Consider the following 25,359-nt stretch of genomic DNA (forward strand, 5'->3'; position numbering starts at 1 on the left):
ACCGGGCCGATGGGGCAACCCGGGCGGGCTCGTCGGTATCGGCGCTGACCACGCTAGTTTGTGCATGGAGGCGTTTGGGTTCCTGGTGGTCCCCCCGGTCTTCAAAACCGGTGAGATCGAGTATCTCGGTCTGGCGGGTTCGATTCCCGTCCGCCTCCGCCAGCCCTGGACGCGAGGAGGCACGTGACACAGGTCGACCCGCGCCGCCTGATTCCGCGCACGGATCAGTTGCTTTCGCTTGCGCCGGTGCAGGAGGCGCGAAGCCGGCTGGGTGAGCACGCGGTCAGGGACGTGGTGCGCGACATCCAGGACCGGGCCCGCCGCGGCGACCTGGCGCCCGACCAGGTGCAGGACGCGGTGCTGGCGTCGCTGGCCGCGCACCGCAACACCAAGCTGCGCCCGGTGCTCAACGCCACCGGCGTCGTCGTGCACACCAACCTGGGCCGGGCGCCATTGGCCGCGAGCGCGATCGAGGCACTGGTGTCCGCGAGCGGCTACGTCGACGTGGAACTCGACCTGGCGACGGGCACCCGCTCGAAGCGCGCGGTCGCCCTCCGTCAGGCGCTGCTGGATGTCTGCCCCGCCGCCGAGGACGCGCTGGTGGTCAACAACGGGGCGGCCGCGCTGGTGCTGGCAACCACCGCGCTGGCAGCCGGCGGCGAGGTCGTGGTGAGCCGCGGCGAGCTGATCGAGATCGGTGCCGGATTCCGGCTGCCCGACCTGATCGCATCCACCGGTGCCCGCCTGCGTGAGGTCGGGACCACCAACCGCACCCATTTGAAGGACTACGCGGACGCGATCGGGCCGCAGACCGGATGCGTGCTCAAGGTGCACCAGAGCAATTTCCGGGTGGAGGGGTTCACCTCCGCCGTCGCGGTCTCCCAGCTGCGGGCGCTGGCCGACGAGACGCATGTCCCCTTGGTCGTCGACCTCGGCAGCGGGCTGCTGGCGCCCGATCCGCTACTGCCCGAGGAGCCCGACGCCGCCACCGCGCTGGCCGCGGGCGCCGACGTGATCACCGCCAGTGGCGACAAACTGCTGGGCGGCCCGCAGGCGGGCATCGTGCTCGGCCGCAGCGAGGTGGTCACCCGGATGGCGCGGCATCCGCTGGCGCGTGCCGTGCGTGCCGACAAGCTCACCCTCGCCGCGCTGGAGGCGACGGTCCGGGCAGGCACCTCGCCGGTGACCCAGGCCCTGCACGCCGATCCCGACCGGCTGCGGGCACGCGCGCAGCGTCTGGCCGAGGCGGTCGGCGCATCCGTCGTCGCGCACGACGGCCGAGTCGGTGGCGGCGGCGCCCCGGGCGTCCCGTTGCCGGGCTGGGCGGTCCGCCTCCCCGAATCGGCGGCGGCTGCCCTGCGCGCCGGAGAGCCCGCGGTGCTGCCGAGGGTGCACGACGGCGCCTGCCTGCTGGATCTGCGCTGCATCCCCGAGTCCGACGACGGTCGTCTGCTGGCAGCGGTGCGCGCCGCGTTAACCGGAACGCCCGAGGCGGACCGCTGAGCACCCACGTCCTGGCCACCGCCGGCCACGTCGATCACGGCAAGAGCACGCTCATCCGTGCCCTGACCGGCATGGAGCCCGACCGGTGGGAGGAAGAGCGCCGCCGCGGCCTGACCATCGACCTCGGCTTCGCCTGGACCACCCTGCCGTCGGGCCGCGAGGTGGCCTTTGTCGACGTGCCCGGACACCAGCGCTTCCTGGCCAACACGCTGGCCGGCCTCGGTCCCGCGCCGGTGGTCTGCTTCGTCGTCGCCGCGGACGAGGGTTGGCGAGCGCAGTCCAGCGACCACCGCGATGCGCTCGCCGCGCTGGGCATCCGGCACGGCCTGATCGTGGTGACCCGCGCCGACCGGGCGCCGGACCGTGCGCCCGAGGTGCTGGCCCAGGCGCGCGACGAACTAGCCGGCACCGGGCTGCGGGATGCGCCCGGGGTGGTCGTGTCCGCGGTCGACGGGACCGGGCTGACCGAATTGCGTGCCACCCTCGATCGCGTCTTGGAGCAGCTGCCCGCACCCGAGACCACCGCCCGGGTGCGGCTGTGGGTCGATCGGTCCTTCACGATCACCGGCGCGGGCACTGTCGTGACCGGCACGCTCGCGGCCGGCACCCTGGCGCGCGGGGATCGGCTGAACCTGCTCGACGCGGACCGGCCGCAGTCGGTCGTCATCCGCGGTTTGCAGAGCCGCGGCGAGCCCTACCCGAGGCTGGGGCCGGTGGCCCGGGTCGCGCTGAACCTGCGTGGCGTCTCGCGCGACGTCATCCAACGGGGGAGTGCGCTGGTCACCCCCGGGGCGTGGGTCAGCACCGGCACGCTCGATATTCGCCGCACCACCGGCGGCCCGTTGACCGACGCCGCCGCCCGGCTCGTCGTGCACGTCGGCACCGCGGCGGTGCCGGCGCGGTTGCGGCCGTTCGACGACGACCACGGCCGGCTCACGCTCGACCGGCCTCTGCCGCTGGTGCTCGGCGACCGATTGGTGCTGCGCGACCCGGGCGGCCAGCGGGTCCTCGGCGGCGCCATGGTGCTCGACGCCGACCCCCCGGTGCTGCGGCGGCGCGGCGACGGAACCCGTCGAGCCGCGGCGCTGAGCGCGCTGGACGCGGCCGGTGACGTCGGCGCCGAGGTGGCCCGCCGCGGCGCGGTGCGGGAGAGCCATCTGCGCCGGCTGGGGTTCGTGTCATCGGCGATACCCGAGAGCGTGCGGGTGCTCGACGACTGGTGGGTGCACGCCGCGACGTTCCAGGCCTGGCAGCAGCGGCTGCGCGCCGCGGTCGAGGAACTGCATGCGCGAGACTCGTTGGCAGAGGGTCTATCTCGCGGTGCGGCGCGCGACCTGCTGGCCCTGCCGGACGAGTCGCTGCTCGACGGCGTCACCCGCGACGCGGGACTGGAGCAGCGGGGCGGCCACATTCGGATGCCCGGCGCTCGCGACGACCTCGGGCGGGCCGAGGCCGCCGTGGGCGAATTGGAAGCGCGACTGCGGGCCGAGCCCTTCGATGCGCCGGAGGCCGACGATCTGTCGGCGCTGCAGTTGTCCGCCCGCGAACTGGCGGCCGCCGAGCGGGCCGGGCGGGTGCTGCGGCTGCGCGACGGGGTCGTGTTGCTGCCCAGTGCGCCCGCTCTGGCGATGCGGGAGTTGGCCCGGCTGGCGCAGCCGTTCACCACCAGCCAAGCGCGCCAAGCCCTCAACACCACCCGGCGGGTGGCGATCCCTTTGTTGGAACATCTCGACGCGCGGGGCTGGACCCGCCGGCTAGACGCCGGCCATCGCGAGGTGGTGCGATGAACCCGATTGTGGGGGAGGCATTTACGTGATCATTGTTGTCGGCGCGGGGATATGCGGTCTCGCCGCCGCCTACGAGTTGTCCAGGCGCGGAGAGCCCACGGTCGTGTTCGAACGCGGCGAACCGTTCTCCGAACTGTCCGCGGGTCTGGCGCGCATCTTCCGCATCGCCCATCAGCGCCCCGCACTATGCCGGCTGGCCATCCGGGCACGCGCCGGCTGGCAGCGTTGGGAGAGCGAGCTCGAGGTGGGGCGGCTGCTCGGTTCCGAGGGTTTCGTTGCGGCGGCCCCACCCGAGGAGACCGCAACAGCGATGACGGAGGCCGGCGCCGAGTTCTCGTGGCTCGACCACCACCAGATCCAGGCCCGGATACCGTTCGTCACACCGCCCTGGGAGGCCGCGATTTTCGATCCGCGCGGTGGCAGCCTGCGCACTCGCCGTGCTCTGAGCGCCTTGGCGGCCCGGGTGGAGATCAGGCGCGGTCAGGTCGTCTCGCTCGGCGACGACGGCTCGGTCCGGCTTGCGGATGGCACCGTGATGCGGGGTGACCAAGTCCTGGTATGCGTGGGTGCCCAGACACCGGATTTGCTGGGCCCGTTCGATGTCGAGCTCACCCCGCACACTCGCTACACCTACGAGGGCGCAGACGCCACCGGCGCCGCCTGTCTGGCGGCCCCCGAGGGCTACGGGCTGCCACTGGGCAGCACCGGCCGATGGGCGTTCGGTCAGCCGATACCGGATCCGACCGGGGTGCGTGCGCTCTTCCCGGCCCTGTCGCCGGTGGGCCAGGTGGACTGCTTCACGGTGCATGCTCCGTGGCTCGACGCCGGCGGAGATGGGTGGAAGGCGGTGCGGCGCGGCCGTGTGGTCGGCTTCGTCGGCAACAACCTGATGAAGTTCGGGCCGTTGCTCGGGGAACTGCTCGCCGAGGCCGCTTGCAGTGCGGGGCTACCCAGCGAATTGAACCTTGCCTGAATCGAAAGTCGTTGCACCGAAAGCCATTTCAAAGGCACAGTGGAACACGTCTTTCGGTGTCACGCGGTTGAGCGGTCCGCCGACCGAGTAATGGGCCATGATGGTCGCGAAGCAGTATTAGCTCAGTAAGGGAGCCCACCATTCGCGCGTTGAGAAAAATTCGACTGCCGATGCGTGTCTTGTCGTTGCGCACCATCGTCATCGTTGCGCAATTGGGCGTGATCGCTCTCGTCGTCACGCTGGGCGTATGGGTCTGGGTCGGCGTCACCAACGATCAGTACAGCCAGCTCGACCGCCGGCTGGACTCCGTGAGCAGCCTCGGCGACATCAACACCTTGCTCAACAGCCCGCACCAGAGCACCCCCGACCGGCCGTCGCCGGACGGCAATCTGGTGCGCACCGCCCGCATCGGTGCGTTGACCGTGTCGGTGCCCAGCGACATCGTCTTGCCCAAACTCGCCAACGGGTACGCGAACACCACGATCAACGGCGTGCAATACCGCGTCCGTACCTTCAACGCGGGTCCGGTCTCGATCGCGCTCGCCGCACCGCTGGCCGAGGCGCAGCATCGGATCAACGAACTGCACCTTCGGGTGTTGTTGATCTGCGCCGGCGTGATCACCGGCACCTTCCTGGTCGGCTGGGTGATCTCGTTGATCATGGTCAACCCGTTCGTCCTGCTGGCCCGGCAAGCCCGCGCCATCAATGCGCAGTCCAGTCCCGACGAGGTTGCGGTCCGCGGTGTGCGGGAGGCCGTCGAGATCGCCGACGCGGTCGAGCAGATGCTGGACCGTATCGGCAACGAGCAGCAGCGCACCAAGGCGGCACTCGAGTCGGCCCGTGACTTCGCCGCGGTTGCTTCACACGAGCTGCGCACCCCGCTGACCGCGATGCGCACGAACCTGGAGGTCCTGTCCACTCTCGAGCTGGCCGCCGAGCAGCGCGAGGAGATCATCGGCGACGTCATCCGCACCCAGAGCCGCATCGAGGCAACGCTGACGGCGCTGGAGCGACTCGCGCAGGGGCAGCTGACCACCGTCGACGACTTCGTGCCGTTCGACATCACCGAGCTGTTGGATCGTGCCGCGCACGATGCGCTGCGCATCTACCCCGACGTGGAGGTCTCACTGGTGCCGTCGCCGACGGTCTTGATGGTGGGGCTGCCGACGGGTCTGCGGCTGGTGATCGACAACGCGATTGCCAACGCCGTCAAGCACGGCGGTGCCACCAAGATTCAACTCACCGTGAGCAGTTCCGCCGAAGGCGTCGAAATCGCGATCGACGACGACGGCACCGGCGTCCCCGAATCCGAACGCACCGCGGTATTCGAACGCTTCTCTCGCGGTTCGACGGCATCGCGCTCGGGTTCCGGACTGGGGCTGGCGTTGGTTGCCCAACAAGCAGAATTGCACGGCGGGAACGCATCTCTGCACGCCAGCCCGCTCGGCGGAACGCGACTTCTGCTCAAGCTGGCCGGCGACGGCCGCGGCCCTTGCTGAGTCAACCACACGAAACACGCAGCAGGCCAAACGGTTTAGCGTGAGCAGAAGCGTTGCTGTTACGACGCGCGCGAATTCGTAACAGCGCGAGCAAAATTTGCTGTCCCCGGGAATCACCGATTGCATCCGCGCATCTGCTGGTGAGCTACTCGGATCACGCTGCGCACCAAGCGATTAACGACGGGCAGCAGCAACGCCACGCGACGGGTGGAACGGTGTGGATCCATGGCATGACCGAAGCCGGACGTCTGACATCGACCCGTGAGGCTCCGGAAGCGGGCTAGCGCCCGCGCCCTTAGTTAGGGTACCCTAACTTGAACGACGAGTTAGGGGACGTGATGTCGACGACCTGGATGGATGCTCTGCTCCACAAACGCCGCCACCAAGGCGCAGCTCCCTATCCGCATCAGGCGGCATTCTTTCTCAACAATCCGATCCGCCGGGCGCTGTCCAATCCGGCACGCAAGGTCGACAGCATCGGCCTCACCGGCACCGAGCACGTGCTGGAAGTCGGGCCTGGCCCGGGCTTCTACAGCGTGCAGATCGCCCGGCGGCTCACCTACGGCCGGCTCGACCTGTTCGACCTCCAACCCGAGATGCTGGACAAGGCGCGGCGGCAGCTCGAGCGGGCCGGGTTCCACGACATCGGCTTTACGGCGGGGGAGGCTAGCGACGGGTTTCCTTACCCAGAAGACACTTTCGACGTGGCATTCCTGGCCGCGGTGATCGGCGAGGTGCCCGACAAACCGGCCTGCATCCGTTCCCTGGGTCGGGTGCTGAAGCCGGGAGGGCAACTCGTTTTCGCCGAAGCGTTTCCCGACCCGGACCGGATGAGCGTGCGGGAATTGCGCGATCTCGTCGAGCCCGAGAACTTCGAATTCGCGCAAGCGACCGGCAATCGATGGCACGACATCGTGCGCTTTCGCAGACCGGCTTGAGCGACGCAACGGGAGCGCCGCGCTGACGCGCTACAGCGGGGCTTGGTCGGTCAGGTTGAGCATCACGTAGGCGAGGCAGAACAGGAAGTTCAGCACCAGCAGAATCATCCCGGCGAACATCAGCGAGCGGGTGCCCTGACGCTGGAGTTGCTTGCGCTTCGCGTTGCGCTCGTCGCGCTTGATCTGGGTGGCGATGAGGGCGAAATTGACGTCGGTCATTTCTCCTTCGGTGACCGGCATGCCCGCCAGCATCTGCTGCAGACGAACCGGACCGGTATCGACGCCCACGTCCGCGAAAGACCGGCACATCCGCCGCGCCCGCCGCTGACCGACAATCTGATACTGCATATGCAACCGGTGTGGCAGCTGCCCTTGTTCGTCACCACACGGATTCGACGCGGTCGTCACAAGCCGGAAGTCTAGACCCGTGGCGGCGCTTTCGGGGGGCGCTCGCCGATTAAATTGTCGACGCGAATTTACCCGGGTTCTCCTATGCCGCCGGTCATCCGATCGGATTCCGGTAGGCCGAGGTAGCGCTCCAGATTGCGGTGCATGTTGATCACCCGACGCTCCTCGCCGGAGAGCACCAGGTGGGTGAATCCGGGTTGGTGCATGCCCCGCTGCAAACCCGGCAGCACCCGGATGTCCTGGGTGAGTACAAGGCCGGGTTCGGCTTCCCCGGCGTCCACCCGAACGTCTGTCGGCTTGGTGCGCGGGGCGCCCGGCGGCATCCGCGTCATCAGGAACATCACCAACTCGCCTGTGTCGGGGGTCGAGCCGGGATCGGGGCCGGGGCGCGAGCACATGATCGTCAGGTGGTCGGCGTTGGCCAGCAAGGTCATGTTCGGGAACACGTTGTATTGGTGTAGCCGGGTAATCCGGTCGGTGTCGGCCCAGTCCAGGTTCACTCCCCGGCTGGCCGCGAAATCCCGGCTGCGGTCCGCGATCAGTTCCTGCACCGTCTGTCCGGGCCCGCGTTCGTCGGCGGGGAACGGGGTGCCTTCGGCCGCGCCCATCAGCGCACCTTGGGTGTATACGTAAGCGTCCCAGACTTCTTCGTCACTCAGCGTGCCGTCGAAGCGGGGGCTCTGCACGCCATAGGGCTGATCGGACTTAGCCGTGTGGCCCCAGATCTGTTGTGGCGCATGGATGTCGTCGATACAGCGCAGCAACTCCGGGTGCAGGGTCTGAATGTGGTAGGTCTCGCTGTACCCGTCGGCGATCGTTTTCCAGTTTGCCTCGACGTCGACCGTGAGGGTCGCGTAGCAACGGAAGTCCGCCAAATGGCACCAGGCGATGTCGTCGGGTATCGCCTCCAGATACTCGATCAGCGGCATCGCGCTCACGTCGAGATTGACGAAGACGAGGCCGGCCCAGCTGTCGACCTTGACCGGAACCAGCGGGAAGTCGGACATGCGCAGGGCGCCGAAGCCCTTGCGGTTCGGCACCCGCTTGAGCGAGCCGGCCAGATCCCAGGTCCACCCGTGATAGCCGCATTTGAGCTCGCGCAGTCCCGACCCTGAGCCGGTGCACAGCGAGTTGCCGCGATGACGACAGGCGTTCTGGAATGCCCGCAGCACGCCGTCGTCACCGCGGACGATCAGCACTCCGTAAGGGCCGCAGCGATATTCGAAGTAGTCGCCCGGTTCGGCGACGTGGTCGACCATGCAGGCGACCTGCCACACCTTCGGCCACATTCGCTCGATCTCGAGCTGAGCGAATGCCGGCGAGTAGTAGCGTTCGGCGGGCACCAGCGTCGGGCGCTCGGGCGGGGTGCCGATCGCATCCTCGTCCCGGGTGCGCGCCGGATTGCCGGCAGCCGCGGTCACTGACCGAGTCCTTAGCGTGCTCCGCGTACCAGGCGACCGGGCCGCGCTCCGGTGTCGACGTCCTTGCGACGGGTCACGGTCCCGCTGACGATCGTCGCCGCGTATCCACTGGCTCCCTGCAGGATCCGGTTGCCGCCGGCGGGCAGGTCGAAAGCCATCGCCGCGGGATGCAGCCGCAACGCGTTCATGTCGATGACATTGATGTCGGCCTTCTTGCCGCGCTCGATGGTGCCGCGGTCGGTCAGCCCGAAGAGGTGCGCGGTATCGCGAGACTGCTTGCGGATCACGTATTCCAGCGCCAGCTTGTCGCCGCGGTGCCGGTCTCGCGCCCAGTGCGTCAGCAGGAAGGTGGGATAGGAGGCATCGCAGATCATCCCGCAGTGGGCGCCGCCGTCGGACAGCCCCAGCACACCGGCGGGGTGCAGCAGCATCTCGCGGATCGCGTCGTGGTTGCCCTCGGCGTAGTTGAACAACGGCAGCATCAGCATCGCCGTCGTGTCCCGCTCGAGCATCAGGTCATACAGCGTCGACAGCGGATCCTCGCCGCGGGCTTTGGCGATGGCCGCGACGGTGCGGTCGGCTGTGGGCTCGTAGTCGGGTGGATCGCCCAGCGCGAAGAGCCGGCCCAGAGAGTGCTGCACCAACGCGAACATGCCGTCGAACAGCAGGCTCGGGTCGGCGGGCAGGTCGTCCTCGGACAGGATCGCGGCCTTCACCGCGGGATCGGCCAGCCGCTGCGCGAGCTCCTCGCGGCCACATTCGGCCTTCAGTCGGCGGTAGGTGGGCCGGTGGCTGAAGCCGTGGTGGCCCTGGAATCCGATCATCATGCCGAACGGGCGCGCCGCGACCTGTGGGTAAAGCCGGGCGCCGTCGGCGTGCGCCTCGGCGGACAGATCCAGCATTTCGCGCCACAGGTTAGGGTCGGCGTCGACCTGGATCAGCGCGAACGAGACCGGTCGGTCGATTTCGGCGCTGAGCCGCCGCATCCAGTCGAGTTCTTTCTTGGGCGCGACGATGTCTTCGCCCGCGGACCCCTGCGGTGCAAGCTCGAACACCGCCTGGCCGCCGGCCGCCATCGCCCGGCCGAGACCGAACAGCTCATCCTCGGCCGCGTAGGTGCCTGGGACCGGTTCGCCGTCCATCGCGCGGTGCCCCATCGTGCGCGACGTCGAGAAGCCGAGCGCGCCGGCCTCGATCGCTTCGGTCACCAGCCGTCCCATTGCCTTGATGTCCTCGGGTGTCGCCGGCTCGTTGCGGGCCCCGCGCTCGCCCATCGCGTAGGCGCGAATGGCGCCGTGGGCCACCTGGCTGCCGACGTCGATCGAGAACTTGTGCTTGCCGATCGCGTCGAGGTATTCGGGGTAGGTTTCCCAGCCCCATTCGATGCCCTCGGTCAAGGCGGTGCCGGGGATGTCCTCGACTCCTTCCATCAACTCGATCAGCCACTGCTCGCTGCCGGGCCGCACCGGCGCGAAACCGACGCCGCAGTTGCCGGTCACGATCGTGGTGACACCGTGGCCGCTGGACGGCTCGAGCAGGCCATCCCAACTCACCTGGCCGTCGTAGTGGGTGTGGATGTCCACGAATCCTGGAGCGACGACATGGCCTGTCGCATCGATGGTTTCGGCCGCCGGGGCTGTTGCCAAGCCGCCCGTCTCGGGGTCGTTGGCACCGCGACGGACGACGTCCACGATGTGGCCGTCCTTGATACCGATGTCGGCGGTGTAGCGCTCGGCGCCGGTGCCGTCGACCACAGTTCCGCCGGTGATCTTGAGGTCGAACACTAGTGCCCTCCGAGTCTGTTCGGGGTCGCCATGGGGCTGGCTGGCCGGAGATGGTGGACACGAGACCGGGGAACGCCCGGCCTCGGCCGCCCATTACGCTACGCCCCGGAGCGTAAATAGTGAAGGTCTTGGCACGAGTTGAACGAAACCTTGCGCCGTGTCGTGGTCCGGATTGTGCGTCGGCAATCCCTAAGAGTTGCGCACCTCAACAGCCCCTGGATTGAATTGCCTTCAGCGCCTTAGTTCCACGCTGCGGCAGACCGGAAAGGACGGTGGGCCATGGAGCCCGCTGATCGCGATCAGGAGCCGGCGAATCGGCCCGCTGAACCACAACCCAGTCAACGTCGTTTCGGTGCGCTCTCCCGGCGCGGCGCGCTGCTGGGGATGAGCGCGGTGGCCGGCGTCGCCGCCGTGGACGTCGGCGGCTTCGCCTACGCGGGCGGCTGGCTCGGCTTTTCGGGGCCCGACACGCTGACCCCGCCGCGCTTCGCCGATCGGTTCGAACACGTCTTCGGCCACCATGACGGGTTCCGGCGAAACCACGCCAAAGGGCTGAGCGCGACGGGGTCGTTCGCGAGCAACGGCGCGGGGGCGGCGGTCTGCCGGGCGACGGTGTTCCGGGCCGGAAACGTGCCGCTGGTCGGCAGGTTTTCGCTGGGCGGTGGCCTCCCGGACCAGAGTGACAAGCCGGACACCGTCCGCGGATTCGGTCTGATGTTCCAAGTGCCCAACGGCCAGCAGTGGCGCACCGCGATGGTGAATTTCCCCGTCTTCACCGACCGCACCCCGGAGGGCTTCTACGAGCGGTTACTCGCGTCCAAACCCGTCCCCGCGACGGGCAAGCCCGATCCCCAGAAGATGGCCGCATTCCTCGAGGGCCATCCCGAGACCGTGGCGGCGCTGAAGGTCATCAAACAGACGCCGCCCAGTGTGGGGTTCGCGGACAGCGCGTTTCACGGTCTGAACGCGTTTTACTTCACCAACAGCGCCGGTGCGACTGTCCCGGTGCGCTGGTCGGCGGTTGCGCAGCAGGCGGCTGCGCCGGCTTCGTCCGGCAAGGACTACTTGTTCGACGACCTCATCCGCGCGGTCGCGCAGCGGCCGCTGACATGGAAGCTCATTCTCACGATCGGTGAACCGGGCGACCCGACCAGCGACGCCACCAAGCCCTGGCCACAATCGCGCAAGTCGATCGACGCGGGCTCCATCACCATCGACGCGGTGCAGACCGAGCAGGCCGGCAACGCACGCGACATCAATTTCGACCCGACGGTGTTACCCGACGGCATCGCCGTCTCGGACGACCCGTTACTGGCCGCCCGGTCGGCCGTTTACGCACGCTCCTTCACTCGCCGTGCCGAGGAACCCAAGTCACCCAGTGAGGTCAATGTCGGCCAGGTGCGCTCATGACCGAGGAAGTCGAAACAACCAGCACCGCAGCACGTTTCACAATTCCGTCCCGGATACTGCACTGGACGATGGCGCCGATGGTCATCGTGCAGTTGCTCATCGGCGTGACGATGATCGCTTCGCTGAGCTACTACCCGTTGCTGCTGGCCATCCACCGGCCGTTGGGCGTGGCCATCCTGATCTTCGCGGTGGTGCGGCTGGCGAACCGGCTTACGCACCGCCCGCCGGCGTTTCTGGCCACGATGAGCCACGCCGAGCGCCGGATCGCGACGTGGTCGGAGTACGCGCTCTATGCGCTGCTTCTGACACAGCCGCTGATCGGATGGGCCACCGTGTCGGCCGCGAGACTCCCGGTGACCATGGTGGGGCCGATCCGCCTGCCGGGCATCGCACCGCAGAACCTCGATCTGTATGCGGTGCTACGCGAATGCCACGGGGTGTTCGCCTTCCTGCTGTTCGCCGCGTTCACCGCCCATATGTGCGCCGTGCTGTTTCACACGCTGGTGTTGCGGGATGGTCTGCTTGATCGAATGGCACTGTGGCCCAGCAGGTTCCGTGCCGCGGACCAAGACAGTCAGACCGGTTCGTGAGTCACGCTGTGGCGCAGGAAACCGGCCGCACCGGCCTTCTCGTGATCGATCCGTACAACGACTTCATCTCCGAAGGCGGCAAGGTGTGGGATCGCCTCAAGGTCGTCGCCGAAGCCAACGGATGTGTTCGGCACATGCGTGAAATCCTGGACGCGGCAAGGGCGGCTGGCATCCGCGTGTTTTACGCGCTGCATCGCCGGTACCGCCCGGGCGACTACGAGACCTGGAAGTACATCGCGCCTATCCAGCGGGCCGCGTGGTCGCGTAAGACCTTCGAGTACGGAACCTGGGGCGGCGAGCTACATCCCGACTTCGAGCCACGACCGGGCGACCTTGTCGCCCAAGAACATTGGTGCTCTAGCGGATTCGCCAACACTGATCTGGATCTCTTGCTCAAACAACACGGTATCCATAAATTGATCGTCGTCGGCCTGATCGCCCACACCTGTGTCGAGGCGACGGTCCGATTCGCCTCCGAACTCGGATACGACGTCACGGTGGTCAAGGATGCGACGGCGAGCTATTCGGATTTGGAAATGCGCGCGGCCCTCGAGGTCAATATCCCGAACTATGCCAGCGCGATTCTGACCACAGACGAAGTCGTCGCCACCATTTCGGGGCGCTAGCTACTTCGACCTGAAAAAGTCGGGGCGTGGCGGTCCCTGAGGTGGGTGTGTTTGGACGGGAGGATGGCCTCAACCCCTTGGGCAAGAAGGGATTGAGGCCATCGTGTTCAGAACTGTAAACGATCAGCCGACGTTGTGGGATTCGATCCTGCCGCCCGAGCTGTTGGTGCTGCCAGCCGAGTTGGGTCGGGTGGATGCGCTGCTGGACGATCCGGTGTTCTTCGCGCCGTTCGCCGGGTATTTCGATGCTCGGATCGGCCGGCCGTCGATCCCGATGGAGACCTATCTGCGGCTGATGTTTTTGAAGTTCCGCTACCGGCTGGGCTATGAGTCCCTGTGCCGGGAGGTGTCCGATTCGATCTCTTGGCAGCGGTTTTGCCGGATCCCGTTGGGCACTCGGGTACCGCATCCGACGACGTTGATGAAGATCACCACCCGGTGCGGCGACGACGCGGTCGCCGGTTTGAACGAGGCGCTGCTGGCTAAGGCGGCCGCCGCGAAGCTGCTGCGCACCGACAAGGTCCGCGCGGACACCACCGTGGTCGAGGCCGCGGTGGCCTATCCGACTGATTCGGGTTTGTTGGCCAAGGCGATCGGTTCGATGGCCCGCACCGTGAAGCGGATCAAGGCCGCCGGCGGCGCCAGGCGTACGCGGTCGCGGGACCGGCGACGCTCGGCCGGACAGCGAGCCCGCTCGATCGCCGCCAAACTGAAATTGCGCGGTGAGCAACACCGTGACCAGGCCCAGGCCGCGGTGCGCCGCATCACCGGGGAACTGGCCGGGATCGCCGAACAAACCATGCGTGAGGCCACCGCGGTGATCCGTAACGCCCGACGCGCACTGCGCACGGCAACCGGGCAGCGCAAAGGCCGGCTGCACCGGGCGATCAACGACCTGAACACGCTGATGGGATGCACCAAACGGGTGGTGGCCCAAGCCCGTAGCCGGCTGGCCGGGGTGATGCCCGAGTCGGCGAGTCGGCTGGTCAGCCTCCACGACGTCGATGCCCGCCCGATCCGCAAGGGACGTCTGGGCAAGCCCGTGGAGTTCGGCTACAAAGCTCAGATCGTCGACAACGTCGATGGGGTCATCCTCGACCACAACGTCGAGGTCGGGAACCCGCCCGACGCCGCGCAGCTGGCCCCGGCAATCACACGGATCGCCGTCCGAGCCGGACGCACACCCCGCGCGGTCACCGCCGACCGCGGCTACGGCGAGGCATCGGTGGAACGCGATCTCCACGACCTCGGCGTGCGCAACGTGGCGATCCCCCGCAAGAGCAAACCTACTGCGGCACGCCGCGAGTTCGAACACCGGCGAGCCTTCCGCGAGAAGGTGAAATGGCGGACTGGGTCGGAAGGACGGATCAACCACATCAAGCGCAGCTACGGCTGGAACCGCACCGAACTCACCGGCATCAACGGAGCCCGAACCTGGTGCGGACACGGCGTATTCGCCCACAACCTCGTAAAGATCGGCACCCTGGCAGCATGAAACGGACACCCGCGAGCTCCGAGTCGCACCGACCACCATCCCCACCCGCCCCAGGGGCGGCCATTAACGGTTTTTCAGGTCGAAGTAGCTAACGGCCGACCCGGCTGGCGACCGCACTGTCGAAGGTGACCCGCACGGTGTCGGCGCGCAACCACCGCTGCGTGATCGACACCGGCCGCAACGTGAGCTCGTCGACATTGAGACTCTCGATGTACCAACCCAGGCTGGACTGTGGCGCGTCGAGTTGGTCGGCGACTTCGCCTTCGAATATCTCGGTGCTGGCGTGCACCCACGACCGTCGCGGCGAAAGGCCGGCGTTGGTAAGGACTTCGTGTAGCGAGTCGTTGGCGCGCATCGCCAGTGCGAGGTCGGGAACCAGTGTGGCCGGCACCCATTCGATTCCCCACGCTGCGGGCAAATCGTTGACGTACGACAGCCGCACCAGGCGGTGACATGGATCCGAGGACAGCTGTTGCAGTTTGGCGGCGATCTCCGCGGGCGGCAGCTGCTGGACGCAGCTGCGTACCACGCTCCGGGGAGAGGCGCCGGCCGCGCGCACCGTGGCACTCCACGAGGGCGCACGTTCCGCGTCGATCGGGTAGTCGATGCGGTGGGTGGCGAAGCTACCGGCTCCGCGCACCCGGCGGATCACGTTGCGGGCGGTCAGATACTGCAGCGCGGCACGCGCGGTCGAGCGGGCGACGGTGAAACGCTGGGCCACCTCGTTTTCGCTCGGGACCCGCTGGCCGTCGTTGAATTCGCGAATCTCTGCTTCCAGGATTCGGGCGATCGAGCGGTATTTCGGGTCGGCGACCACAGCGCACCCTAACGCCGCGCGGATACTCCCGGTTTGCCAGCGACCGACGATCGTCGAGTTGTTCGGACAACTACGACGAAATCGGCCGTCAACGTTCACCTTTCGTACACCTACGCGAAGCCGTCGCGCCAGGGCTCAGCCAGACGGTTTCAGCAACGCTCGGTGCGGTACTCAGATGCCCGGCGCCGACCTACCTGCCCCACGCCGGCGCCCAGAGGAGACGGACATGATCAGACTGGCCTGCCTGGACATGGCGGGCACCACAGTTCTCGACGACGGCGCCGTAGCCGATGCGTTCGACGCGTCCCTGTCGTCGTCAGGGTTGTCTAGCAGCAGCCCCGACTATCAGGCGGCCGTCCGCTATGTCCACGAGACGATGGGGCAGTCGAAGATCGAGGTGTTCCGGACCATCTTCGGCGGCGACGTGCAGCGCGCGGAAGCCGCCAACGCCGCGTTCGAAGCGGCCTACGTCGAAGCCATCCAGAGCAACCGGGTGACGCCCATTCCGCAGGCCGCCGAGACCATCGAAAAGCTCCGCGGATCGGGCTGCGCCGTCGTGCTCACAACGGGCTTTGCCCCAACCACTCGCGACCGCATCATCGCGGCCCTGGGGTGGGGCGACCTGATCACACATGCGTTGTCACCGGCGGATGCCGGCCGCGGACGGCCCTATCCCGACATGATCCTCACGGCTTTGCTGCGCACCGGAACCGAAGCCGTCGACCAGATCGCCGTCGCCGGTGACACCACCAGCGACCTGTGGGCCGGTTCGCGAGCCGGAGCGGCGATCGTGGCCGGTGTCCGGACCGGGGCACACGGTGATGCCGACTTCGCGACCGTGCCGCACACTCACGTGCTGGACTCGGTCGCCGACCTGGTCGCCTGTATCGACGCCCATGACCAGGCGGTGTCGCGATGACGACGCCGGACACCACCGGGGTGCGGGCGCGGCTCGACGATGCGCCGGTCAGCCGTTTTCATCTGAAGGCCGCCGTTACCGCGGGCATGGGATTCTTCACCGACTCCTATGACCTCAACGTCATTGGCACGGTGACCCTGTTGGTCAAGCCCGAATTTCATCTGTCCGCCGGACAGGTCGGGGCGCTGACCAGTTCGACCCTGCTGGCGGTCGCGGTGGGTGCATTCCTGTTCGGGCGCCTTGGTGATCTGTTAGGCCGCCGGCGGGTGTACGGGCTGGAGGCGGTGCTGATGATCATCGGTGCGCTCGCCTCGGCCTTCGCCCCGAACTTCATCAGCCTGCTGATCGCCCGTGTCGTCCTCGGGATCGGTATCGGCGGCGACTATCCGGCGTCCGGGGTGATCATGACCGAGTACGCCAACCGGCGAAATCGCGGTCGGCTGGTCGGATTGACCTTTCTATTCTACGTTTTCGGACAGGTCGCGGCCTACGTGGTCGCGCTTGTCATCGTCGCTCTGGGCACGTCGCCGGGGCTGTCCTGGCGGCTGATTCTCGGCCTCGGGGCGATCCCGTCATTGCTGGTGCTGTGGAATCGCCGACACATGCCGGAATCCCCGCGGTGGACCCTGGTCGTGGCCGGCGATGCCGACCGGGCGGCGCAGGATCTGAGCGCGTTCTCCGGAAGCGCGGTAGAAGCAGCTGCTGCCGACCGCGCGTCCGGGTCGGTGACGTTGTGGAAAGCCTTGCGCTCCCGGTCATTTCAGCTGACCCTGCTCGGCACCGCGGGGAGCTGGTTTTTCTTCAATGTTGCCGTGTACGGAAATTCGGTGAGTCAGCCGCTGCTCATCAAAAGCATTGCGCCGCACACCAGCATTGTCACCAACATGGCGATCAACGCCGCGCTGGTGGTGTGTTTCAGCCTGGTCGCCGCGCTGGTCGGCCTCGCGTTGTTAGACCGAATTGGCCGTAAACCACTGCAGGTGCTCGGATTCAGCCTCTCCGCGTTGTCGATGGCGTTGATCGCCGCGATTCCGGGGCTGACGTCGACGGTGACACCGTTCGCGGTGGTCTTCGGGTTGTCGCTGTTCGGTATCGCCGTCGGACCCAACTACACGACCATGCTGTTGGCCGCGGAATCGTATCCGACCGCGATCCGCAGTACCGCACACGGGATTTCGGCCGGGACCGCGAAAGTGGGCGCCTTCCTGGGCGCTCTGATCACTCCGGTCGCCCTCGCCCACCTGGGGCTGCGACCGACGGTGCTGATCGCCGGTGTGTGCTTTGCGCTCGGCATCGTCGCCACCATGCTGCTGGACGAGCCCAAGGACGTCGCGCTGGATACCGTCGACGTCGAGTCAGGGCCACGGAAACGGGGCGCCCGCAAGGTGATTGCGCCGACGGCGTCGCAACCGGTGTCGGCATGACGACAGTCAACGGTGCCGTGGCCGCACGGTATGCACGCTGGGACGGGGTGGGGCAGCCGATCACCGTGGTGACGACCAGTGCGGCGACCGACCCGGGCCCCGGCCGGGTGCTGGTCGCAGTCGATCTGGCCACCATCTGCGGGAGCGACCTGCACACCGTGAATGGACGCAGGGACGCTCCGCATCCGGGCATCCTCGGCCACGAACAGGTTGGCCATGTGGTGGCCATCGGTTCCGGCGGGCGGCCCCGCTATCCCAACGACACCGAGGTGGCCGTCGGAGACCGGGTTGTGTGGTCCATTACGGCGTCCTGCGGACGATGCCGCAATTGCGTGTGGGGCTTGGAACAGAAGTGTCTGCATCTCAAGAAATACGGTCACGAGGCACTCGACAGCGCCTGGCCGCTCAATGGCGGCTTCGCCAGTCACTGTGTGCTGTTGCCGGGCACCACGATTGTCGAGGTACCCGATAGCGTGCCGGATGCCGTGGCCGCACCCGCGTCGTGCGCTACCGCGACGGTCGCGGCGGTGTTCGACGCAGCCGAACTCGATCGCCACCGCGATCCCGCCCGGATCCTGATCACCGGTGCGGGCATGCTGGGAGTCACGGCCGCGGCGATGGCCGATGCAATCGGTGCCTGGGTTGCGGTATGCGATCCGGACCCGGCGCGTCAGGAAACGGCGTACAGCTTCGGTGCCGACCTGGTTGTCGGTGATCCCGAGGACGTGCCGCCGGTGGACGTGGCGCTGGAATTGTCGGGAAGCCCGTCGGCCGTCGAAGCCTGCATCTCCAGCTTGGATGTGGGGGGCCGGGCCGTCCTCGCGGGATCGGTGGCCGCCAGTCAGCCCATATCGATCGACCCGGAGTATCTGGTCCGAAATCTCATGACAATCACCGGAGTACACAACTATCGCCCCCAACATCTTCGAGCTGCCGTCGATTTCCTCGCCGCTCACCACGACCGCTATCCCTTTGCCGAGCTCGTGTCGGCGGCGGCCGATCTGGATCACCTCGACGACGCGTTGCGCAGTGCGGCAGCGTCGCGATCCCTACGCCAATCGGTTTGCCCCACATAATGATTAGTCTGCGAGCTGCCCGGGTGATGACCGGGACTACGGAACAAGTAGACCGCGACGAAGCCGTCGGGCCCCGTTGGGTGACGATCGAAGACGGCTGCATCAGCTCCGTCGACACCCAGCCACCACCCCATTCGAACCAAGTCGATCTGCGCCCATTGCAGCTTTGGCCCGCGTTCACCGACCTGCACGCGGATTCGTTGCCACGCTTCGAATCACCCCGGCCGGGAACGGTGATACCGCTCGATGCCGCGTTGGAGGACTTCGCGACAGACGCGGTCGCCCACGGCGTCGTGCGTCCCTACTTGTGCATCTCGGTGGGCGAAGGGCCCGATACGGCCGACGGATATCGTCGTGCCCATTGCGTGCTGCAGACCCTGCACCGTGTCGCGGGTGATCTCCCGGTGACGGTGCCGGTCCATCTTCGCGTCGACGTCAGTGATCCCGAATCAGTGGACGGCACAGCCGAACTGCTGCGCCAGCACGGCCGCCGGATCGGGCTGCTGTCGGTGATGGATCACACCCCAGGTCAGGGGCAATATCAAACCGAACGGGCATGGCGCCCGGCGATGGGGACCAGGCTGTGCCTGGACGACGACGAACTCAACCGCTGGCTGGCGACGTTGCATCGGCATGCCACCGGAACCCCGTTGCGCCGCAGACAGATTGCCCGGTTCGCCGCAGCACACAACACGGTCTTCGCGACGCACGACCCGGACAGCGAAGGCGCTGTCATCGAGGCGGCCGCGATGCGGGCCAGCATCTGCGAGTTCCCCCTGACCTTGGATGCTGCTGCGGCAGCGCGCCATAACGGACTTGCCGTCGTCATGGGCGCACCTAACGCGTGGCGGGGCTCCTCGCATTTGAGCAACCTGTCCGCGCGGGATGCCATCGAAGCCGGCGTGGTGGATGTGCTGACCTCGGACTACCACAGCGGGTCACTGGCCCGGGCCGCCGTGGCGATCAGCGAAGCGGGGGTGGCGTCGATCGACTCCGCGGTGGCCATGCTCACCACGCATCCGCGCCACGTCGTCGCATCCTCGAGCTGCGATGCCGGGGGGCTGACACCGGGTCAACCCGCCGACCTGGTCGCGGTCCGCACCGAGCCGATGGCCGCGGTGGTGGCGACCTGGTCATCGGGCCGGCAGGTCAGCGGTCCAGCCCTTTGGTGACGTGCCCCTGCGGATTCGCGACCCGTCAGTACGGTGAGGACTGCTGGGCCAGGTTCAGCAGCGCGTAGGCCGCGCACAGCAGGAAATTCAATGCGAGCAGCGTCATGCCGGCGATCAGTAACGATCGCGCGCCCTCGCGTCTCATCTGGCGGTACTTCGCGGTGCGGGCTTCACGGTCGAGTTCGGCTGCGATCAAAGCGAATCGGAGATTGGCCTCTTCACTCGCCGCACACGGTGCGCCGGCCAGCATCGCGCGCAAGCGGGCCGGCGAAGTTTCGACGCCGACGCGCGCGAAGCGGTGGCAAAGCCGCCGCGCGTGCCGGCGGCCGAGATCCTCACCGCGCATGTCCAACTGATGTGAGAGTTTCGCTCGCTCATTCCCCCACGGACTCGGCCGGTTGGTCATGCTCCGAAGCCTAATTCGCTCGCGCGGGGTTTGGGGTAGCCGCGTGACTACCACCCTCGGTACCGCGCCAATCGGCGATGCAGTTGCTCGGCGTAGCAGTTTGCGAGTTCGGCACCCGCTGAATAGACAGATCCATTGCAGGACTCCTGGATAGTCGTCCGATCGAAGTACTCAACGAATCTTTACATCCGGCCGGATCGAGGTCCAATCCGAATTGGTGATACCGATAATCCGTATAGATGATGCTCTATGCCAGCCACTTTCGCGGCGACCGGCGCGCAGCCACGCAACGTTTGAACGAAGCCGCAAATCTCGCATTGGGCCGCGATATGGCTCGGCGATCTAGCTATTTTTCGGGGCTCGCGGACGGCATTTCAACATGGATCCCGATCACGCGATACCGCGTCTTCAGCGTTTGCGCTTCAAGGACTCGACGATGATTTGCGTGGTCAATTCGGCTCGGTGCCGTGAATACTGCCGCGCGTCCGAGAGGATCGGATAAACCACGCCGCCGACAATGGCATCGGCCGCCGACTCGGCGGTGGCGGCATCGATGCCGTCAGCCAACAGCCGGGTGCGAACGCTGTCGTGCAGCGGCAAACTGAATCCGGCGCGCAACTTGACCGCGGTCTCCTCGTGCTCCATGCAGGCGACGGTCAACGTCCGCAGCATCGCCGAACCGCGCTCCGTCGTCAGCGTCGAGGTCAGCTTGCGCACCCACCCCAACAGGTCGGCGGTCAGGTCATCGGTGTGGTCGACCGACGCGAGGATCTTGTCGGCGTCCTCCAGCATGACGTCGGCCACCAACGCCGGACGACTGGGCCACCACCGATAGATCGTCTGCTTGCCCACCCCGGCGCGCGCGGCGACCGCCTCGATCGTCAACCCGTCGAATCCGCGTTCGAGAAGGAGCTCGCGGGTGGCGGTGACGATGGCCGTCCGCGACTTCTCGCTGCGGCGTCGTGGTGAGCCGGCCGGTGGACCCGCCTGGGTGAGATCGGTTGGCATCTGGTGATCCTCGTCTGTCAGGTCCCTCGCCGTCCTCGCCGCGGGCCGCGGGGCCCGGGGTCGCTTTGCAGATCTCGACCCGCCCCGGTAATCTTCCACAAGACGAGACGGTTCGTCTTGTAAGACGGAAGGATATCAGCCGGTGCGGCCGAAGCCCATGTTCGCCACTGCGCGGACGCGGTCATGACCCTGGGACTGACCCCCGAGCAGCAGGATCTCAGCGAAGCCGTCGGCCAGTTCGCCGCCCGGCACGCACCGATCGCTTCGACACGAGACACCTTCGACGCGCTGGCGGCCGGTCAGCTTCCCGAATGGTGGGACGCATTGGTCGCCAACGGTTTCCACGCCGTGCATCTTCCGGAGAATCTCGGTGGCCAGGACGGGCGGCTGATCGATGCCGCGTGCGTCCTGGAGTCGGCGGCCAAGGCGCTACTGCCCGGACCGCTGGTGCCGACGGTAATCACGGGAGCCGTTGCGCTGCTGGCCGATCCGAAACCGGCGGCGGAATCGCTGCTGCGAGAGCTGGCGTCCGGGGCACCCGCCGCAGTCGTCCTGCCCGACGGCGGAGACTTTCGGGCGCGCCCCGACGGCCAGGGTTGGCTGATCTCCGGGACCTCCGAGGTGACCGCGGGCGCGTGCTCGGCGCGGGTGCTGCTGGTCGCCGCCCGCAGCGACGGTGGTGACGTCGTATGGGCCGTTGTCCGTGGCGGAAAGCCCACGACGACAATAGAATCCGTCCCCGGTACGGACCTGGTCACCGATATCGGAATCGTGCGGCTGGCCGAGTATCCGGTGACCGACTCGGATGTCCTCACCGGTATCGACCCCGATCGCGCCGGATGCCTCGCGGTAGGACTGGTGGCCAGTACCACCGCCGGCATCGTGCAGTGGTGCGTCGAGGCGGTCACCGCGCACCTGCGCACCCGGGAACAGTTCGGCAAGGTTATCGGCACTTTCCAGGCGTTACAGCACAGCGCCGCAATGTTGTTGGTCAACAGCGAGCTGGCCACCGCGGCGGCCTGGGACGCGGTTCGTGCCGCGGACGAGTCACTCGAACAGCACCAGCTTGCGGCGGCCGGCGCGGCGACGATAGCGGTCTCGCCGGTGCCGGACCTGGTGCTGGACGCGTTGACGATGCTCGGCGCGATCGGGTTCACCTGGGAACACGACATGCACCTGTACTGGCGGCGGGCCATCAGCCTGGCCGGATCGATCGGACCCGCGAACCGCTGGGCGCGTCGGCTGGGCGAGGCTACGTGTACCGGGACGCGCGACATGTCGGTGAACCTGGGCGATGCGGAGGCCGAATTCCGGTCGTGGGTCGCCGAGACGCTGGATGCCGCGATGCAGCTGCGCAACGACACGCCGGCCCCGCACGGCGACTACGAGGACCAGGCCTCCGGGCCGCAGCGCACGCTGATCGCCGACGCCGGTCTGATGGCGCCGCACTGGCCGGCACCGTGGGGCGTCGACGCGGATCCGCTCAAGCAGCTCATCATCGACGAAGAGTTCGCCAAGCGACCCGGTCTGGTGCGGCCGTCGCTGAACATTGCCGAATGGATTCTGCCCTCGGTACTGGCTGCCGGTTCAAAAGACCTGCAGGAGCGCTTGATACCGGCGACCCAACGCGGTGAGATCCATTGGTGCCAGCTGTTCAGCGAGCCGGGAGCCGGTTCCGACCTCGCGTCGCTGGCCACCAGGGCGACCAAGGTCGACGGCGGCTGGAAGATCAACGGCCACAAGATCTGGACGTCGCTGGCGCAATACGCCGACTTGGGCGCCCTGTTGGCGCGCACCGACCCGGAAGCCAGCAAGCACCGTGGCATCGGTTACTTCCTGATCGATATGCGCTCGCGCGGCATCGAAATCCAGCCCATCAAGACGGCCACCGGGCAGGCACATTTCAACGAGGTGTTTCTCAACGACGTCTTCGTCCCCGACGAGATGCTGCTGGGCGGTCCGACCGACGGCTGGAGCCTCGCGATTGCCACCATGGCCGAAGAGCGTTCGGCCATCAGTGGATACGTCAAATTCGACCGGGCCATAGCGCTGCGCCGCCTCGCATCGCAACCCGGGCCGGACCGTGACGACGCGCTACGCGAGCTCGGTGAGCTTGACGCCTACACCAACGCCATCCGGGCACTCGGGGTGCGCGAAACGATCCGGCTGCTCGACGGCCAGGCCTCCGGCCCGGCGTCCAGCATCGCCAAGGTCGCGATGAACGTGCTGCTGCGGCGGACCTTCCAGGCGACCCTGCAGCTGACCGGTCAGGTCGCAATGGTCGACGACGACGATGCCGCGGTTGTCGAGCCCTACCTGCATCTGCCGGCCGAGCTGATCGGTGGCGGGACGAGGGAGATCCAGCTGAACATCATCGCGCAGATGATTCTGGGACTGCCCCGCAAGTAAAATCCGAAAATAAGGACACGCCATGGGATTACGCGGAGAGGCCGCGATCGTCGGATACGTCGAGCTGCCTCCCGAGCGGCTGAACAAGGCGTCGCCCGCGCCCTTCGTCCTTGAGCAATGGGCCGAGCTCTCCGCCGCGGCACTCGACGACGCGGGACTACCGGGTGAGGTCGTCAACGGGATCGTCGCGTCCCACCTGGCCGAGTCGGAGATCTTCGTCCCCTCCACGATCGCCGAATACCTCGGCGTGGGTGCACGATTCGCCGAGCATGTCGATCTCGGGGGAGCCAGCGCCGCGGCCATGGTGTGGCGGGCGGCCGCGGCTGTCGAGCTCGGCATCTGCGACGCCGTGCTGTGCGCGTTGCCGGCCCGCTACATCACACCGATGTCGAAGCAGAAGCCCCGGCCGATGGTCGATGCCATGTTCTTCGGCTCGTCGAGCAACCAATACGGCTCTCCGCAAGCCGAATTCGAGATTCCCTACGGAAACCTCGGGCAGAACGGGCCGTATGGCCAGGTGGCCCAGCGTTATGCGGCGATCTACGGCTACGACGAGCGGGCGATGGCCAAGATCGTCGTCGATACCCGCACCAACGCCAACCACACCGACGGCGCGATCTGGAAGGACAAGCCACTCACGGTCGAGGACGTGCTGGCCAGCCCGGTGATCGCCGACCCGCTGCACATGCTGGAGATCGTCATGCCGTGTGTCGGGGGCGCCGCGGTAGTCGTGGCCAACGCCGACGTCGCCCGGCGCTCGCGCCATCGGCCGGTGTGGATCAAGGGATTTGGCGAACACGTGCCGTTCAAGACGCCCACCTACGCCGAAGACCTGCTGTCGACACCGATCGCGGCAGCGGCTGACACCGCATTCGCGATGACCGACCTGACCCGTGGGCAGATGGACATGGTGTCGATCTACGACTGCTACACGATCACGGTGCTGCTGTCGCTGGAGGACGCGGGGTTCTGCGAGAAGGGCACGGGGATGGAGTTCGTCGCCAACCACGACTTGACGTTCCGGGGTGACTTTCCGCTCAACACCGCCGGCGGTCAGCTCGGCTTCGGCCAAGCGGGACTGGCCGGCGGCATGCACCACGTCTGCGACGCCACCCGCCAGATCATGGGCCGCGCGGGCGCGGCGCAGGTCGCCGACTGCAACCGGGCCTTCGTGTCCGGCAACGGCGGAATCCTGTCCGAGCAGACGACGCTCATCCTGCAAGGGGACTGACTGATGAAGTTCGACCGCCCGATGCCCGTCAAAACGCCTACCACCGCGCCGTTTTGGGACGCGCTGGCCCAGCACCGCATCGTGATTCAGTACTCGCCGTCGTCGGACAGCTACGTGTTCTATCCGCGGGTACGCGCCCCGCGCACGCTGGCCAACGACCTGGAATGGCGCGAGATTTCCGGAATGGGGACGTTGTATTCGTTCACCGTGGCGCACCGGCCCGTCAGCCCGCATTTCGCCGACGCCGTTCCGCAGCTGCTCGCGATCGTCGAATGGGACGAAGGCCCAAGGTTTTCCACCGAGATGGTCAACGTCGATCCGGTGGATCTCAACGTCGGCATGCGGGTGCGCCCGGTGTTCTTCGACTATCCCGAGCACGACGTCACGATGCTGCGGTACGAGCCGGCGGAGTAGACCGGCCACGTTGCCGAGTGCCCGGCCAGCCGGGCCCACACGCTCGAGC

General features: G+C 67.2%; 22 protein-coding genes and 1 tRNA gene. 17 read left to right on the top strand and 6 right to left on the bottom strand.

From position 1 onward, the window contains the following. Positions 1 to 66: 66 nt before the first annotated feature. The 6 genes from AC5Y5O_RS05935 to AC5Y5O_RS05960 all read left to right on the top strand — a co-directional run bounded on the left by AC5Y5O_RS05935 (position 67) and on the right by AC5Y5O_RS05960 (position 6,700). Positions 67 to 162: transfer RNA gene (locus AC5Y5O_RS05935), tRNA-Sec, on the top strand. 21 nt (positions 163 to 183) lie between these two features. Continuing rightward, positions 184 to 1,503: an L-seryl-tRNA(Sec) selenium transferase gene (gene selA, locus AC5Y5O_RS05940; protein WP_096283452.1), complete on the top strand. Its 1,320-nt coding sequence runs from the start codon at positions 184 to 186 to the stop codon at positions 1,501 to 1,503. Beyond that, positions 1,500 to 3,290 (top strand): selenocysteine-specific translation elongation factor, encoded by a 1,791-nt coding sequence (selB, locus tag AC5Y5O_RS05945; RefSeq protein WP_500024435.1) that lies wholly within the window; start codon positions 1,500 to 1,502, stop codon positions 3,288 to 3,290. Before selA ends, selB begins: the two co-directional genes overlap by 4 nt. Before the next feature lie 25 nt (positions 3,291 to 3,315). Further along, positions 3,316 to 4,263: an NAD(P)/FAD-dependent oxidoreductase gene (locus tag AC5Y5O_RS05950; RefSeq protein ID WP_096283453.1), complete on the top strand. Its 948-nt coding sequence runs from the start codon at positions 3,316 to 3,318 to the stop codon at positions 4,261 to 4,263. A gap of 170 nt (positions 4,264 to 4,433) precedes the next feature. Next, a complete protein-coding gene (locus AC5Y5O_RS05955; RefSeq protein ID WP_096283455.1) occupies positions 4,434 to 5,762 on the top strand; it encodes a sensor histidine kinase in 1,329 nt (442 codons plus the stop codon). Between the two features lie 353 nt (positions 5,763 to 6,115). Continuing rightward, a complete protein-coding gene (locus AC5Y5O_RS05960) occupies positions 6,116 to 6,700 on the top strand; it encodes a class I SAM-dependent methyltransferase (RefSeq protein WP_500024437.1) in 585 nt (194 codons plus the stop codon). A 30-nt stretch (positions 6,701 to 6,730) separates the two neighbouring features. Here the strand turns inward: AC5Y5O_RS05960 and AC5Y5O_RS05965 are convergent, their stop codons facing one another. The 3 genes from AC5Y5O_RS05965 to AC5Y5O_RS05975 all read right to left on the bottom strand — a co-directional run bounded on the left by AC5Y5O_RS05965 (position 6,731) and on the right by AC5Y5O_RS05975 (position 10,313). Beyond that, a complete protein-coding gene (locus AC5Y5O_RS05965) occupies positions 6,731 to 7,108 on the bottom strand; it encodes a hypothetical protein (RefSeq protein ID WP_500024209.1) in 378 nt (125 codons plus the stop codon). Between the two features lie 68 nt (positions 7,109 to 7,176). Next, a complete protein-coding gene (locus AC5Y5O_RS05970; RefSeq protein WP_500024211.1) occupies positions 7,177 to 8,529 on the bottom strand; it encodes an aromatic ring-hydroxylating oxygenase subunit alpha in 1,353 nt (450 codons plus the stop codon). An 11-nt stretch (positions 8,530 to 8,540) separates the two neighbouring features. Continuing rightward, positions 8,541 to 10,313 (bottom strand): N-acyl-D-amino-acid deacylase family protein, encoded by a 1,773-nt coding sequence (locus AC5Y5O_RS05975; RefSeq protein ID WP_500024213.1) that lies wholly within the window; start codon positions 10,311 to 10,313, stop codon positions 8,541 to 8,543. Positions 10,314 to 10,592: 279 nt separating this feature from the next. Here AC5Y5O_RS05975 and AC5Y5O_RS05980 point away from each other — a divergent pair, with 279 nt between their 5' ends. The 4 genes from AC5Y5O_RS05980 (at position 10,593) to AC5Y5O_RS05995 (ending at position 14,434) form a co-directional block, all read left to right on the top strand. Further along, a complete protein-coding gene (locus AC5Y5O_RS05980) occupies positions 10,593 to 11,723 on the top strand; it encodes a catalase family peroxidase (protein WP_500024215.1) in 1,131 nt (376 codons plus the stop codon). Next, positions 11,720 to 12,313 carry a cytochrome b gene (locus AC5Y5O_RS05985; protein WP_500024217.1) on the top strand — a complete coding sequence of 198 codons (594 nt, stop codon included), beginning with the start codon at positions 11,720 to 11,722 and terminating at the stop codon, positions 12,311 to 12,313. Before AC5Y5O_RS05980 ends, AC5Y5O_RS05985 begins: the two co-directional genes overlap by 4 nt. Beyond that, positions 12,310 to 12,939, top strand: a complete 630-nt coding sequence (locus AC5Y5O_RS05990; protein WP_500024219.1) for a cysteine hydrolase family protein — start codon at positions 12,310 to 12,312, stop codon at positions 12,937 to 12,939. Before AC5Y5O_RS05985 ends, AC5Y5O_RS05990 begins: the two co-directional genes overlap by 4 nt. A 103-nt stretch (positions 12,940 to 13,042) precedes the next feature. Then, a complete protein-coding gene (locus AC5Y5O_RS05995; RefSeq protein ID WP_500024221.1) occupies positions 13,043 to 14,434 on the top strand; it encodes an ISNCY family transposase in 1,392 nt (463 codons plus the stop codon). An 88-nt stretch (positions 14,435 to 14,522) separates the two neighbouring features. Here the strand turns inward: AC5Y5O_RS05995 and AC5Y5O_RS06000 are convergent, their stop codons facing one another. After that, positions 14,523 to 15,251, bottom strand: coding sequence for a GntR family transcriptional regulator (locus AC5Y5O_RS06000; RefSeq protein ID WP_500024223.1), 729 nt, complete (start codon positions 15,249 to 15,251; stop codon positions 14,523 to 14,525). Positions 15,252 to 15,477: 226 nt separating this feature from the next. Here AC5Y5O_RS06000 and AC5Y5O_RS06005 point away from each other — a divergent pair, with 226 nt between their 5' ends. From AC5Y5O_RS06005 to AC5Y5O_RS06020, 4 genes are read left to right on the top strand one after another with little or no spacing between them, the layout of a single operon-like run. Next, on the top strand, positions 15,478 to 16,170 hold the full coding sequence (locus AC5Y5O_RS06005; protein ID WP_500024225.1) for an HAD family hydrolase: 693 nt from the start codon (positions 15,478 to 15,480) through the stop codon (positions 16,168 to 16,170). Beyond that, positions 16,167 to 17,594: an MFS transporter gene (locus tag AC5Y5O_RS06010; protein WP_500024226.1), complete on the top strand. Its 1,428-nt coding sequence runs from the start codon at positions 16,167 to 16,169 to the stop codon at positions 17,592 to 17,594. Before AC5Y5O_RS06005 ends, AC5Y5O_RS06010 begins: the two co-directional genes overlap by 4 nt. Beyond that, on the top strand, positions 17,591 to 18,670 hold the full coding sequence (locus tag AC5Y5O_RS06015; RefSeq protein ID WP_096283476.1) for a zinc-binding dehydrogenase: 1,080 nt from the start codon (positions 17,591 to 17,593) through the stop codon (positions 18,668 to 18,670). Before AC5Y5O_RS06010 ends, AC5Y5O_RS06015 begins: the two co-directional genes overlap by 4 nt. 26 nt (positions 18,671 to 18,696) lie before the next feature. Beyond that, positions 18,697 to 19,842 (top strand): alpha-D-ribose 1-methylphosphonate 5-triphosphate diphosphatase, encoded by a 1,146-nt coding sequence (locus AC5Y5O_RS06020; protein ID WP_500024228.1) that lies wholly within the window; start codon positions 18,697 to 18,699, stop codon positions 19,840 to 19,842. Positions 19,843 to 19,867: 25 nt separating this feature from the next. On the opposite strand, the gene AC5Y5O_RS06025 is transcribed toward AC5Y5O_RS06020, so the two are convergent. Together AC5Y5O_RS06025 and AC5Y5O_RS06030 are read right to left on the bottom strand one after the other, a co-directional pair. Beyond that, on the bottom strand, positions 19,868 to 20,248 hold the full coding sequence (locus AC5Y5O_RS06025; protein WP_243393722.1) for a hypothetical protein: 381 nt from the start codon (positions 20,246 to 20,248) through the stop codon (positions 19,868 to 19,870). Positions 20,249 to 20,656: 408 nt separating this feature from the next. Next, positions 20,657 to 21,256: a TetR/AcrR family transcriptional regulator gene (locus AC5Y5O_RS06030; protein ID WP_500024230.1), complete on the bottom strand. Its 600-nt coding sequence runs from the start codon at positions 21,254 to 21,256 to the stop codon at positions 20,657 to 20,659. Between the two features lie 183 nt (positions 21,257 to 21,439). On the opposite strand from AC5Y5O_RS06030, the gene AC5Y5O_RS06035 reads away from it, so the two are divergent. Genes AC5Y5O_RS06035 through AC5Y5O_RS06045 form a run of 3 tightly spaced genes read left to right on the top strand, consistent with a single transcriptional unit; the run spans position 21,440 to position 25,310 of the window. Then, a complete protein-coding gene (locus tag AC5Y5O_RS06035) occupies positions 21,440 to 23,665 on the top strand; it encodes an acyl-CoA dehydrogenase family protein (RefSeq protein WP_096283484.1) in 2,226 nt (741 codons plus the stop codon). A 22-nt stretch (positions 23,666 to 23,687) separates the two neighbouring features. Further along, a complete protein-coding gene (locus AC5Y5O_RS06040) occupies positions 23,688 to 24,896 on the top strand; it encodes a thiolase family protein (RefSeq protein ID WP_096283486.1) in 1,209 nt (402 codons plus the stop codon). Further along, positions 24,897 to 25,310: a Zn-ribbon domain-containing OB-fold protein gene (locus AC5Y5O_RS06045; RefSeq protein ID WP_096283488.1), complete on the top strand. Its 414-nt coding sequence runs from the start codon at positions 24,897 to 24,899 to the stop codon at positions 25,308 to 25,310. It abuts the gene before it with no gap. The last annotated feature ends 49 nt before the right edge of the window (positions 25,311 to 25,359 follow it).

This window comes from Mycobacterium sp. NGS40 (assembly GCF_059812735.1).